Annotated in this window: 9 protein-coding genes and 1 pseudogene; 2 read left to right on the top strand and 8 right to left on the bottom strand. The window is 62.4% G+C overall.

Going from position 1 to position 13,205, the window contains the following annotated elements:
• Positions 1 to 14 precede the first annotated feature (14 nt).
• Entirely contained in the window at positions 15 to 827 is an 813-nt protein-coding gene (locus tag DFS21_RS13240; RefSeq protein WP_110700118.1) for a tetratricopeptide repeat protein, read from the bottom strand.
• A gap of 206 nt (positions 828 to 1,033) precedes the next feature.
• On the opposite strand from DFS21_RS13240, the gene DFS21_RS13235 reads away from it, so the two are divergent.
• Positions 1,034 to 1,591 carry a WYL domain-containing protein gene (locus tag DFS21_RS13235; protein WP_102684983.1) on the top strand — a complete coding sequence of 186 codons (558 nt, stop codon included), beginning with the start codon at positions 1,034 to 1,036 and terminating at the stop codon, positions 1,589 to 1,591.
• An 83-nt stretch (positions 1,592 to 1,674) separates the two neighbouring features.
• Here the strand turns inward: DFS21_RS13235 and DFS21_RS13230 are convergent, their stop codons facing one another.
• From DFS21_RS13230 to DFS21_RS13200, 7 genes and pseudogenes are all read right to left on the bottom strand, one after another.
• Entirely contained in the window at positions 1,675 to 2,538 is an 864-nt protein-coding gene (locus DFS21_RS13230) for an ABC transporter permease (RefSeq protein ID WP_110700116.1), read from the bottom strand.
• Positions 2,539 to 2,552: 14 nt separating this feature from the next.
• Positions 2,553 to 3,416, bottom strand: a complete 864-nt coding sequence (locus DFS21_RS13225; protein ID WP_110700114.1) for an ABC transporter ATP-binding protein — start codon at positions 3,414 to 3,416, stop codon at positions 2,553 to 2,555.
• Between the two features lie 6 nt (positions 3,417 to 3,422).
• Entirely contained in the window at positions 3,423 to 4,442 is a 1,020-nt protein-coding gene (locus tag DFS21_RS13220; protein WP_111532469.1) for an ABC transporter substrate-binding protein, read from the bottom strand.
• Positions 4,443 to 4,460: 18 nt separating this feature from the next.
• On the bottom strand, positions 4,461 to 5,360 hold the full coding sequence (locus DFS21_RS13215) for a TauD/TfdA family dioxygenase (RefSeq protein WP_111532468.1): 900 nt from the start codon (positions 5,358 to 5,360) through the stop codon (positions 4,461 to 4,463).
• 321 nt (positions 5,361 to 5,681) lie between these two features.
• A complete protein-coding gene (locus DFS21_RS13210; protein ID WP_173862469.1) occupies positions 5,682 to 7,040 on the bottom strand; it encodes an HlyD family type I secretion periplasmic adaptor subunit in 1,359 nt (452 codons plus the stop codon).
• 7 nt (positions 7,041 to 7,047) lie between these two features.
• Positions 7,048 to 9,204 carry a type I secretion system permease/ATPase gene (locus DFS21_RS13205; RefSeq protein ID WP_046857557.1) on the bottom strand — a complete coding sequence of 719 codons (2,157 nt, stop codon included), beginning with the start codon at positions 9,202 to 9,204 and terminating at the stop codon, positions 7,048 to 7,050.
• Between the two features lie 44 nt (positions 9,205 to 9,248).
• Positions 9,249 to 10,574 (bottom strand): annotated as a pseudogene (locus DFS21_RS13200) (TolC family outer membrane protein).
• 455 nt (positions 10,575 to 11,029) lie between these two features.
• Between DFS21_RS13200 and DFS21_RS13195 the strand changes: the two are divergent.
• Positions 11,030 to 13,156, top strand: coding sequence for a retention module-containing protein (locus DFS21_RS13195; protein WP_111532467.1), 2,127 nt, complete (start codon positions 11,030 to 11,032; stop codon positions 13,154 to 13,156).
• Positions 13,157 to 13,205 lie beyond the last annotated feature (49 nt).

Below are 13,205 nucleotides of genomic sequence, written 5' to 3'. Positions count from 1 at the left end.
CAGGCACGCTGCGCTCAAGGCTGGATCTGGTCTTCCAGCTTCATGGTCAGCGCCAGCGTGCTGCCCAGCTGGATCGCCTGGTCGCGCCAGCCAAGGTAGCGCGCTGCGTCGCGGCTGCTGAAATGCACCGCCAGCTCCTCGGCGGCCTGCATCACCCCGGTCGCCGCCGCCAGTTCCAGCCAGTACAGGCCGGCCTTGGTGTCAGCCTCCACATACACGCCATGCAGCAATCGGTAGCCCACCTCGAAGCGACAGCGCTTCTCACCACGCTCGGCGCCACGCAGAAACCATTGGTAAGCCTCGAGCGGATCGACCTGCCACACCTGGTCGCCCTCGCACACCTCCTCCTCGTACAGATCGCCCAGCGCCGCGGCGGCATGCACCATGCCCCGCTCGAAAGCATGGCGGTAGTATTCGGCCGCATTGACGTAGGAAACATCGACGCCCTTGCCGAAGTAGTGCTGCTGCCCAAGGTTGAACCAGGCCGCAGCATTGCCCTGCAACGCCGCCATGCGCAACAGGTGCCCCGCCAGCACCGTGTCGCCGCGCCAGTATTTGCCATTGAGCCAGATCCAGCCCAGGTCATTGAGCGCCGCGACATTGCCCAGCAGGGCCTGGCGGCAGAGGTCGTGGTAGACCGCCTGCAGGTCCACTGCCTCGTCCAGGCGGTCGATCAGGCCAAAGCGCTCGCCGCTCAGGGCCTGCTGGGCGGGCATGCCCACCCCGGCGAACAGCCGGTGGCGCTGCCCGGGGCGGGCCGGCGCCGGAACGATCCGCTCGGGTAGAAGCCGGGCAAGCAGCGAATGGATATTGCTGGCGGCAGACATGTTCATCCTCATTGAACGACCCACAGCTCCAACCTCCACTGTGGTGAGGCGTGATTCTGCGCGATGCCACGACAAAACCTGTCGCGAACGAATTGATCCCAGGCAACCAAATGCATCTTCCTTGATCTGAGCAGGCTGTGGCCAATTGCCATGCCCTGCCCGTGCCGCCATCCTATGCCGGCAAGCCTAGACAAGGACGTTTCCTTTTGCCGTTCGCCACCACCCGCGCCACCCTCAGCCGCCAATGGGCATTGCTGCGCCAGCTACCCAGCCGCTCTCCCGGGATCACCAGTGCCGAACTGGTGTGGCGCCTGCGTGACGTGGGCTTCAATGTCAGCAAGCGCACGGTCGAGCGCGACCTCAACGAGCTGTCGCTGATCTTTCCGCTGGAGCGCAATGACAAGAGCATCCCGTTCGGCTGGCACTGGTCGGCCAACGCCGGCGGCGAGTTGCGTGGGAACTTCGACCTGCAGGGGTATTTGCGCGGCGATACGTTGCAGCCTGGCCAAGGGGAAGGCATCGAACTGCAGGCGTGGATCAGCGACTTGCTGGCTCGCCGTCTGCGCGAGACGCCGCTGACCGCCGACATGCAGTTGACCGCGCTGGATCAGGGGCACCGATTGCGGGCAACCGTGGCGGATGGCTGGCCCTTGCGCTGGTGGTTGCTGAGCCAGGGGGATGGGCTGGTGGTGGAAGCGCCGCAGGCATTGCGCGAGGAGATTGCGCGGACGTTGGCCAGCGCAGCGGCGCAATACCTGGAATGACTGGAGGCCCAATCGCGGGGCAAGCCCGCTCCCACGATGTGGCCCTGAATCTCTGCGTGGGAGCCGCGATCGGGCCCGGATATCTAGCGCTGCATCCCCCAGCGTCGCACGGTCAGCCGTTCGAGGGTGTTGAACACCAGCCCCTCCACCAACAGGCCGATCAGGATCACCACTGCCAGCCCGGCGAACACCTTGTCGGTATACAGCTCGTTGCGGTTCTGGAAGATGTACCAGCCAAGCCCACCCTTGCCGCTGCTGGCGCCGAACACCAGCTCGGCGGCGATCAATGTGCGCCAGGCGAAGGCCCAGCCGATCTTCAGCCCCGACAGGATCGACGGCAGCGCCGCCGGCACCAGGATGTGCAGCACCAGGCGCAGGCCACGCAGCCCGTAGTTGCGCCCGGCCATGCGCAGGGTCTCGGATACGCCGAGAAAGCCTGCGTAGGTGTTCAGCGCCAACGCCCACAGCACCGAATGCACCAGCACGAAGATCAAGCTGTTGTCGCCCAGGCCGAACCAGAGCAAGGCCAGCGGCAGCAGGGCTATGGCCGGCAGCGGGTTGAACATCGAGGTCAGCGTGCCCAGCAGGTCGCGCCCCAGCTGCGTCGAGACAGCCAGGCTGGTCAGGCCGAATGCCAGGACGATGCCCAGCACATAGCCCTTGAGCAGCACCACCAGCGAAACGCCGACCTTGGCCGGCAGCTCGCCGCTGAGCAGCCCGTCCCACAATGCGCTGGAGGTTTGCAGGAAGCCCGGCAGCAGCAGGTCGTTGCCGGTATAGCGAGCCACCGCCTCCCAGGCCACCGCGAGCAGCATCAGGATCACGGCCTTGCGCAGCCAGCCCTGTTGCCACAAGCGTTGCACCAGCGGCAACTCGCGCTCCAGCGGCACACCCGGCAGGGGTTGCAGCTGCACTTCGTATTCCTGGCGTACAGGTGTCGTGGTCATGTCCTGGCTCCTGTTCAGTAGGCAATACGGATATCGTTGAAGCCCAGATCACCCGTGCTTTCCGGGGCGTCGGCCTGGTCGAACAGCAACCGGTGGATGCGCCGGGCACTAGCCTGGAAGTCGCTGGCGCCGAGGCTGCCGAGGTCGTACTGATGGCTGTGCACCTCGGCCCGCACGCGCCCGGGATGCGGCGACAACAGCAGGATGCGGTTGCCCACCACCAGCGCCTCTTCGATGGAATGGGTGACGAACAACAGGGTGAAACGCACCTCTTCCCACAGCAGCAGCAGCTCCTCCTGCATCTTGCGCCGGGTGAGCGCATCGAGCGCGGCGAACGGCTCGTCCATCAACAGGATCTTCGGTTGCGTGGCCAGTGCCCGGGCGATCGCCACGCGGGCTTTCATGCCGCCGGACAAGGTATGGGGGTATGCGTCGGCGAAGGCGGCCAGGCCGACCTTCTCCAGGTAATGCAGCGCCCGCTCTTCGGCCTCGGCGCGCTTGAGCTGGCCGGACACCAGCAGCGGGAACATCACGTTCTGCTTCACCGTCTTCCAGGGCGGCAGCTGGTCGAATTCCTGGAACACCACGATGCGGTCGGGCCCAGGGCCGCGCACCGGCTGGCCCTGCAGCAGGATCCGCCCTTCCCGGGGTTCGATGAAGCCAGCCACGGCCTTGAGCAAGGTGGACTTGCCGCAGCCGGACGGGCCGAGCAGGACGAAACGGTCGGCGCGGTCGACTTCGAAGCTGACTTGATGGGTGGCCCGCACCACGCGTTGGGCAGTGCGGTATTCGAGGCTCAGGTTGTCCACCGCCAGCAGCGGTGGCGTGGCGACACGGCTCAGGGTGCTGGCCGCGTGGCCTGGCAATGGGGCGGTCATTGGCGGTCAGCTCCCTTGCAGCGGGCGTTCATCCTGGAAGAAATAGTCCTTCCACGATTCGGGTTTGTGCTTGATCGCGCCGACCCGGTAGAGGAACTCGGCCAGCTTGTAGGTGTTCTTCGGAGTGACGGTGAATTCGTACTGCGGATTGTCGATCAGCTTGATCAGCGTCTCGCGGTCGATCTTGGCCTTGGTCACGCGGATGTAGGTATCGGCCGCGGCGGCCTTGTCTTTCTGGGCGAAGTCGGCGGCTTCGGCAAGGGCATCAACGAAGGCCTTGTAGGTCTTGGGATTGTCCTTGCGGAATTTCTCGGTGGCGAACAGCAGGGTCGGTGAGTTGGGCCCGAGCAGGTCGTAGCTGTTGAGCACCACGTGCACGTTCTTGTTGGCCAGTACCTGGTCCTGGAACGGCGGGTTGGAGAAGTGCCCGTTAAGCTCGGTGCCGCCGGCCAGCAAGGCCGCAGTGGCGTCCGGGTGCGGCACGGCCAGGGTGTACTTGTCCAGGCGGTTGTATTCCTTGTCGCCCCACTGCCGTGCGGCGGCATACTGCAGGAAGCGCGACTGCACCGAAACCCCCACCGCTGGGACGGCGATACGATCTTTCTCGGAAATATCGGCGATGGTCTTCACATTGGGATTGCTGCTGACCAGGTAGTAGGGGAAGTTGCCCAGTGAGGCAACGGCCTTGACGTTCTGGCGGCCCTTGGTGCGATCCCACACGGTGAGCAGCGGCCCGACGCCGGCGCCGGCGATGTCCACCGAGCCGGACAGCAACGCGTCGTTGATCGCCGCGCCACCGGAGAGCTGGGCCCAGTCGACCTTGATGTCGAGACCCTGCTCCTTGCCGTGCTTCTCGATCAGTTGCTGGTCACGGACCACGTTGAGCAGCAGGTAGACGATGCCGAACTGCTCGGCGATGCGGATCTGCCCTTCGGCGTGAGCCACGGTGGGCACCGCCAGACTGCCTAGACCCAAGCTGGCGCCCAGGCCGATACTTGCCGCCAGGCGGCTGATGGATTTGCGCATGGTGTATTTCCTCAGTCGTCAGAACGGGGCATCGCCCTGGATGGTGGTGCGGTACAGCTTGCGGCGCAGGTGCGCGGGGCAACCGGCGGCCAGGTGGATCAGCGAGCGGTTGTCCCAGAACACCAGGTCGTGGGGCTGCCAGTGATGGCGGTAGAGGTTCTGCTCCAGCACGCTCAGGGCGTACAGCTGTTGCAGCACGTCGCGGCTTTCGTCATCCGGCAGGCCGACGATGCGGGTGGTGAAGCCTTCGCTGACGAACAGCGCCTTGCGGCCGTTCTCCGGATGAGTACGCACCACCGGGTGGATGACCTCCTGGACCTGGGCCAGTTGCTCGGCGGTCAGCGTCGGGCGCCAGTTGCCTTCGAACTTGGTCTCGGCATAGCGGGCGGTATAGGAATGGGCGGCACTGCGGCCCTCGACGACCCGGCGCAGGGCGTCGGGCACCGCGTCCCAGGCCTTGTGCATGTCGGCGAACAAGGTGTCGCCACCCTCGCTGGGCAGCTCCTGGGCGTGCAGCATCGAGCCCAGGCTCGGCAGTTCCTTGTACGACAGGTCCGAGTGCCAGAACTTGCCGGCGTCGCCCAGGCCGACGTTGCGGCCGTCCTCGACGATGTTGGACACGATCAGGATCTCGGGATGGCCGGTGAGCAGGAACTGCTTGAGCACATGGATCTGCAGTTCGCCGAACCGGCGGCTGAAGGCGATCTGTTGTTCAGGGGTGATGCGCTGGTCGCGAAACACCAGGACATGGTGGTCCAGGTGGGCGCGGTGAATGCGGGTGAAATCCTCGGCATTGACCGGACGGCTCAGGTCGAGGCCGATGATCTCGGCGCCAACGGCGCCGGGGAACGAGCGGATGTCGAAGGTTTGCGGTTGGGCGCTGTCGATGGTCGACAAGGCGTTCGAGGCGGCTGGCATTGTTCACTCCCACGCAGTGCGCGACTCCAGGGCGCGCAACGATCGGAAACGCACGGGGATTGCCCGTGTGGGTTCGAGTCGTGCGGCGCGCCGATTGGTCAGCGGGTACGCAGTGGGGTGACTATAAAGTCATAAGAACCGCAATTTAAATACCTTTATTGCATATCCATATGAATATGCTAAGCCCTGCTCCAGCCTACAAAGCGAGGGCGTGGGAGAGGGCTCGCCCCGCAATGACGTCGGCAGCAACAACCTCGCTGCCTGGGCGAACGCCATCGCGGGGCAAGCCCGCTCCCACAGGATTTCCGCCCCCGCGCGCGATCAACGCTCGCGCAAGGCTTCCGAACGGGCCTTGATGATCGGCTTGAGCAGGTAGCTCATGATGGTCTTCTTGCCGGTCATGATATCCACCGTGGCCACCATCCCCGGGATGATCAGCAGCGGCTTCTCGTCGGTGCCCAGGTGACTCTTCTCGGTACGCAGCTTGATCAGGTAATAGGTGGTCTTCTTGTCTTCGTCGGTGATGGTGTCGGCACCGATCTGCTCGAGCTTGGCCTTCATCCCGCCGTAGATGGTGTAGTCATAGGCGGTGAACTTCACCGTGGCTTCCTGGCCCGGGTGCAGGAAGGCAATGTCCTTGGGCAGGATCTTCGCCTCCACCACCAGGGTGTCGTCCAGCGGCACGATCTCGATGATGTCGCTGCCCGGCTGGATCACGCCGCCGATGGTGTTGACCAGCAGCTGCTTGACGATACCGCGCACCGGCGAGATGACCATGGTGCGGTGCACGCGGTCGTCCAGCGCCTTGCTGGTGGCAGTGGCCTTGTTCAGCTCGGTACGGGCCTCGTTGAGCTGGGTCAGCGCCTCGCTGCGGAACTTGCCGCGGGTCTCCTCGATCTTGCTCTCGACCTCCTTGATCGCCGCCTCGGCCCGCGGGATGGCCAGGGTGGTGGAGTCCATCTGGCCCCGGTTCTCGACCTCGGCGCGGCGCAGGCGCAGCACCTCGACCTGGGAAATAGCACCCTGAGCCACCAGTGGCTCGGACATCGAGATTTCCTGGCGCAACAGCTGCAGGCTGTTGGCGTACTGGGCGCGCTTGGAATTGAACTCGCGCAGCTCCTGCTGCTTCTGCACCAACTGCTGCTGCAGGCCGCCGATCTCGTCCTGCAACTGCTGGCGACGGCTCTGGTACAGCGATTGCTCGTTGGCGGCCTGGCTCGGCGCGGCCTTGCGCAGCTCTTCGTCGATCTGCAGCGGCTTGTCCTCGACCTCGGCCGTGAGGCGCTGCACGCGCAAGGCCATGGCCAGACGCGAAGCCTCGGTCTCGTCGACATTCGAGGCGAAGCGGGTCTCGTCCAGACGCAGCAGCGGCTGGCCGACTTCGACGATCTCCCCCTCCTTGGCGAAGATCTCGGCAACGATGCCGCCTTCGAGGTTCTGGATCTTCTGCACCTTGGACGACGGGATGGCCTTGCCCTCCCCGCGCGTCACCTCGTCGATGGGCGCGACGCTGGCCCAGACGATGAGAAACAGGAAGAACGCGATCACTCCCCAGATGGTCAGGCGCACCACTCGCGGCGCGTCCTCGATCAGCGCCTTGTTGACCTCGGGCAGCGGCTGCCCGGCCAGCGACTCGGAGCCCTTGAAGTAGCGGCGCAGGTTGTCCTTGAAACGCCCCATATCCAGCTTATGCAACACTGATCTGCCCCTTCTTCAGCGCATCCATGACGGCGGCTTTCGGGCCATCCGCGACGATCTGTCCACGATCGATGACGATCAACCGGTCCACCAGCGACAGCAGCGACGCCCGGTGGGTGACCAGCAGCACGGTCTTGTTCTCGATGACTGCGGCCAGGCGCTGCTTGAGGCGTTCCTCACCGGTGTTGTCCATGGCGCTGGTGGGTTCGTCGAGCAGCAGGATCTGCGGGTTGAGCAGCAGCGCCCGCCCCAGGGCGACGTTCTGCCGCTGGCCACCGGAGAGGTTCTGCCCGCGCTCGCCGACCTGCAACTCGTAGCCGTCGGGGTGCAGGCGGGCGAACTCGTGCACGCCCGCCAACTCGGCGGCTTGCAGGATCAGCTCGTCCTCGATGTAGCGGGCACCACTGACCAGGTTGTCGCGCAGGGTGCCGGCCAACAGCTGGATATCCTGGGGCACATAGCCGATGTTATGGCGCAGTTCACTGACATCGATCTGACGAATGTCCACGCCATCGACCAGCAGCGAGCCGTTGTCCGGCTCGTACAGGCCGACGATCAACTTGGCCAGCGAGCTCTTGCCCGAGCCGCTGCGGCCGATGATGCCGACCTTCTCGCCTGGGCGGATGTTCAGGTTGATGCCCTTGAGCGCCTGGTTCTGCTGGTTCGGGTAGGTGAACTCGACGCCGCGGAACTCGATGGCGCCCTGCAGCACCTGGCGGCTCAGCGGACGCTCTTCGAAGTTGCGCTCCTGGGGCAGTTCCATCATCTGGTCGGTGGCGACCATGGTCACCTTGGCTTGCTGGTAGCGGGCCAGCAGGCCGTTCAGCGAGCCCAGCGGGCCAAGGGCGCGACCGCTGAGCATGTAGCAGGCCACCAAGCCACCCATGCTGAGGTTGCCGTCGATGATCAGGTACACGCCCACACAGATCATCGCCACGCCGGCCAACTGCTGGATCAGCAGGGTGATGTTCATGGCCAGGCCTGAAAGCACCTTGACCCGCAGCTCGAGGCGGCTGAGGGTGCCGAGGGTCTGCTCCCACATGTACTGGCGCTCGCTCTCGGCGTTGTTGACCTTGATCCCGTCCAAGCCGGCCAGGGTCTCGATCAGGCTCGACTGGCGCTCGGAGGCCAGGGCCATGGTGCGTTCCATGGTCGCCATCAGCGGCTTCTGCAACGCGTAGCCGATACCCAGGGCCAAGGGGAAGGCAAGGACCGGGATCCACACCAGGTGCCCGCCGATGATGGCGATGACCATCAGGATCAGCAGGGTGAACGGCAGGTCGATCAGGCTCGTCAGCGTCAGCGAGGCGAGGAAGTCGCGCAGGCCCTGGAACTCATGGATGTTCTGGGCGAAGCTGCCGACCCGCGCCGGGCGGTACTTCATGGCCATGCCGACGATGCGCTCGAACAGCGTCGCCGAGATGATCAGGTCGGTCTTCTTGCCGGCCAGGTCCAGACAGAGGCTGCGCAGCCCCTTTAGAATCAGGTCGAAGACATAGGCCCCGGCGATACCCACCGCCAGCACCCATAGCGTCGAGGTGGCCTGGTTGGGCACGACGCGGTCGTACACGTTCATCACGAACAGCGGCGCGGCCAGGGCGATCAGGTTGATCACCAGGCTGGCGGCGATGGCATCGATGTACAGCCATTTGCTGCGCAGCAGCGTGTCGCGGAACCAGGAGCGCGCGCGTGGGATCAGGTTGCCGTGGTTGACGTCGAACTTGTGCTGGGGCTGGGCGAAGAACACCTTGCCGCTGTAGTCGCCCAGCAACGCCTCACGGGTGACATGCACTTCACCGCCGTCGCTCTCGCTGAGCAGCAGCCGCGCGGTGTCCTCGTTTTCCCAACCCAGCAGCACCGCGCAGCGGCCTTCCTTTAGCAGCAGCATCGCCGGCATGGCGATGCTGGGTATCTGCTCCAGCTTGCGCTGCAACAGGCGCCCCTGCAGCCCGGCCCGGGCGGCCGCACGCGGCAGCAGCTCGGCGGTCAGGCGTTGCGAGGGCAAGGGCAGCCCGGTGGTCAGCATGGCCCGGCTGGCGGGCTTCTGATGCAGGACACACAGGGTCAGCAGACTGTCCAGCAGCGGGTCGTCATGCTGACTGCGTGGATCGTGGCTGAGTTGGACTCGACTGACTTCGGATTCCACGCGGCGCTCTCTTCATCCTTGCGGGGGTGGGTTCAAGGCGCCTTTCAGTTCATGCCTGGCAGGTTCACCTTGGGTTTCAGGTCGTTCTGCACAACGGTGCCAGCGGTGCTACGACACCCTGACTCTTGAGCAGCTGGCCAATGGTCGCCTTGATTCGGTACTGAGTAAACATTTGTATGTTCTTCACCTCTACCAGACGACGCTGGGCGGTGAAGGTTTCATTCTCGCTGTCGAGCAGGGTTCGCTCGCCCAGGCCGAACTGCTGTTGGTAGGCGCTGCGCACCCGGTTGCCGTGATCGACGTACTGCTGGGCGATCGGCACCTGGGCGTTGGCGTTTTCCAGAGCATTCCATGCCAAGCCTAACTCCTCATTGAGCTGGCGCAAGGCGTTGTTGCGAATGTCCGAGGCCTGGTTGGCCAGATACGACTTCGATTCCAGGCCCGCCTTGTTGCTGCCGCCAGCGTACAGGTTGAAGTTCATGCGCAGCATGGCCTGCCATTCGTTGCTGTGGCCGATTGCACCGTCGAGGTTGTTGTCCGCCGCTCGTCCAGTTTCGGCATCGAAACGCGGGTAGAACGTGGACTTTGCCGCTTCGTACTGCTTCTCGGCGCCCGCGATGTCCGACTCGGCCGAACGCAGGATCGGACTGTCCTCAATCAACTGATGACTGCCTCCTCAGGGTGGCCGGCAGCAGGTCGAGAAATGGCGCAGGCGTGCTCAATTCGCCGGGCATCTGTCCGACGACGCTCAGGTAGTTGGTGTTGGCATCGGCCAGGTTGGTCTGCTCGGTGATCAGGTTGTTGCGGGCTTGGGCAAAACGCGCTTCGGCCTGGTCGAGGTCGGCCAGGCGGCCCACACCACGGCTGGTACGCAGTTTGATCGGATCAAGGATGCGTTCGTGGTTGCGCAGGTTGTCTTCGGCCAGACGCACCATCTCACGGCGCGACAGGACGTCCAGGTAGACCTGGGCGACGCTCAGCACGGTGCGCTCGGAGGTCCCCAGCAAGGAATAGGCGCGAGCGTTGACAGTGGCCTGTTGACGACCGACCTCGCTGGAGGTGACGAAGCCGTCGAATACCATCTGCCGCAGGCGGATCGCCGATTCGCCACGGCTGAGCGTCTCCCTGCGGTTGCGGGTGCCTGGGCTGTCGGTGCCCTCGCGGCCATAACCAGCTGTCACATCGACCCGCGGCAAATAGCCTCCTTGAGCGGCGTGCAACTGATAGTCCGCCGCCGCGCTGGCGTTCAACCCGGCCTGGATTTCCGGATGCACCTCGAGGGCTTTCTGTATGGCTTCGGGCAACGTCTGGGTTTGAACAACAGTAGTGATGAAAGTGAAAGGCAGGACGGCGAACAAGGACACACGCATTCAACTGATTCTCGGAAAAATACTGGCACAGACATAAAAACTAATTTTTTCTAACTTTTTAAAGTGAAAGCTCACTTGTAGTCGTGGGAATTCTTCCTCAATCATGTACGACAAGTAGGAATATTCTTCAGGCAGCCCACTACCAATATGAGGCGCTTGAATTATTGCTTAGCATTATCCGAAAGATGCCAAAGACTCAGGCACACAAACCTGGGACTTGTGCAAATAGTAGTCTAGCGGCGATCAGGCAAGGCAAAAACAGGCGAGGAACGGGCCGAGTCGCGCTCGGCTTTACAGGCTATGAATGAACACCCCAAGCCTATTTTCAACCGACATAGTCGTCGCGCAAGTAAAACCTAAAGCCTGCCCTACACACCTAAGTACGCCAAATCCAAGTTAAACACCAACATGATCGCCACTATGGCAGACCACCAAATACAATTCTGGAGATTTAAATGAGCACTGTTGTCGCCATCGTCAAAAGCATTGTTGGCCAGGTTATCGCAGTTTCCCCAGAGGGTATCCAGCGTGTATTGATCGAGGGTGACCGCTTACTTGCCGGAGAGCAACTGGACACCGGCATCGGTGGCTCGGTGGCCCTTGAACTGGCCGATGGCCGCATCCTCGAACTGGGTCGCAACACCCGGTGGACCGGCTCCCCCCCAGACAGCAGCGACCTCAGTAAGGCCGCATCGTCGACTGAAGCGCTGCTGCAGACCATCATGGCAGGCACAGACGCAACTATCGAGTTCGAAACCACAATCGTCGCCCCAAACGCCCCTGATGACGGTGGCCACAGCAGCGTGATGCTACAAGAAACCGCGGGAAAGGTTGCCCCGAGCATCGGCTTCCCAACCAAGGCAGGCACGCCATCGAGCTGTAACGATCTCCACGACTCGCCTGGCAATGCATATACCGTAAGCAATCGGGCGCACAACACGCTCCATGCATCTACCGCGACGCCATCCTTTACTGATCAGCCGCAGGCCTACGTCGACATCAATCTGAACGAGGGAGATGACAGCTACACCGGTACCGCCGATCACAATATCGTTGTGGCAGACATCGCGGGCTGGCGTGTCCTGCCTGGGCAGAACTACAACCTTGCGTTCATCGTCGACACCTCTGCCAGTATGAAAGAGGAAGGCGTAAGTGCAGCGAAAAAGTCCCTCGAGTCAGTATTCAAGATATTGGCCGCCAGCGCCCAGGGCCCACACTCAGGCAGCGTGAACATTCTCCTGGTGGACTTCTCCTCCGAGGTCAACAGCATCGTTTCGGTAACCCTGAACGATGCAGGCCTACAGCAATTGCTCGGTAGCTTGAACACCCTCAAAGTGGGAGAGGGCCAAAACGGGGGCACAAACTATGAAGATGCATTCAAGACAACTGCCAACTGGTTCAATAATCTCCAGAGCGCTGGCAGCTCCGCCAGCAACCAGACATTCTTCATCACCGATGGCGTGCCAACCCATTATCAAGAAGAGCGCATCAATCCGACACTGGGTGACTCAGGCATTACCCTGGACATTTTTCTGAGCACGATAGGCTATCAGCAGGGCATGGTATACAACGGCCATCTGGACAGGGGCACCACCACTATAAACATCGACAGCGATGGCAGCCTGAAGCTGAACTATCTCAGCGATAATACATGGGAGTATGAGTTTCTTGGAAAACTGCGCGCAAATGGCAATGGCGCTTACGAACTGTCAACTGTAGTACATGAAAACCCAAAGAAAGGCCCTAACTCCCATATCAATGCACTTGCCAGCTTCAAACTGCTGACAGGCCTGTCCAATGTCGAGGCCATCGGCATGAATGACAGTATCAAGCTTACGGAGCTGAACCCTTTTGACTCCGACGGCGAGCCGCAGGCCAATATCGACCCCAGCAAGCTGGCCGGGGCTATCTTCGGAAATACCGAGTACATCCGACCGGGTAACGATACCGTCAATGGTGGTGGCGGCAACGACATTCTTTTCGGCGATCTGATCAGCTTCGACGGCATCGCCAGCGCTGGTGTTCATGCGATTCAAGCTTACGTCGCCGACAAATTGAGCATGACAGTGAATGCTGTGAATACCGATACCATGCACAATTTCATCACCGAGCACAGCGCCGAGTTTAACGTTTCGGGCAGCAATGATGGGGCCGACACTCTGCTGGGCGGTGCCGGCCAGGACATTATCTTCGGCCAGGGTGGCGACGATCACATAGAGGGTGGCAAAGGTAACGACGTGATGATCGGAGGCAAGGGAGCCGATACCTTCATGTGGAGGGTCGGCGACCAAGGTAAGGATGTGATCAGGGACTTCAACGTTCGGGAAGGCGACCGACTCGACCTGCGCGATCTGCTACAGAGTGAGGAGGACATTGCCATCGATAACTTCCTCAGAATCACCACCATCGACGACGAGACCACGCTACAAGTGAGCAGCGACGGCAAGTTGAACGCTGCCGGCGGCTTGGCAAATGCCGATGTCAGCATCAAGCTCGAGGGTGTCAACTGGTCGAACACCACGATCCACTCACTGATCAGCGGTGCCGATCCGACCATCAAGATCGACCACTCCAACAGCTGAACCCGCTCCCACCAACGACCTGCAGCCACCGCTGGAAGGAGCCGGGGAT

Source organism: Pseudomonas sp. 2848 (assembly GCF_003253945.1).
Lineage (GTDB): Bacteria > Pseudomonadota > Gammaproteobacteria > Pseudomonadales > Pseudomonadaceae > Aquipseudomonas.
This window is presented reverse-complemented; position numbering and strand designations above follow the sequence as displayed.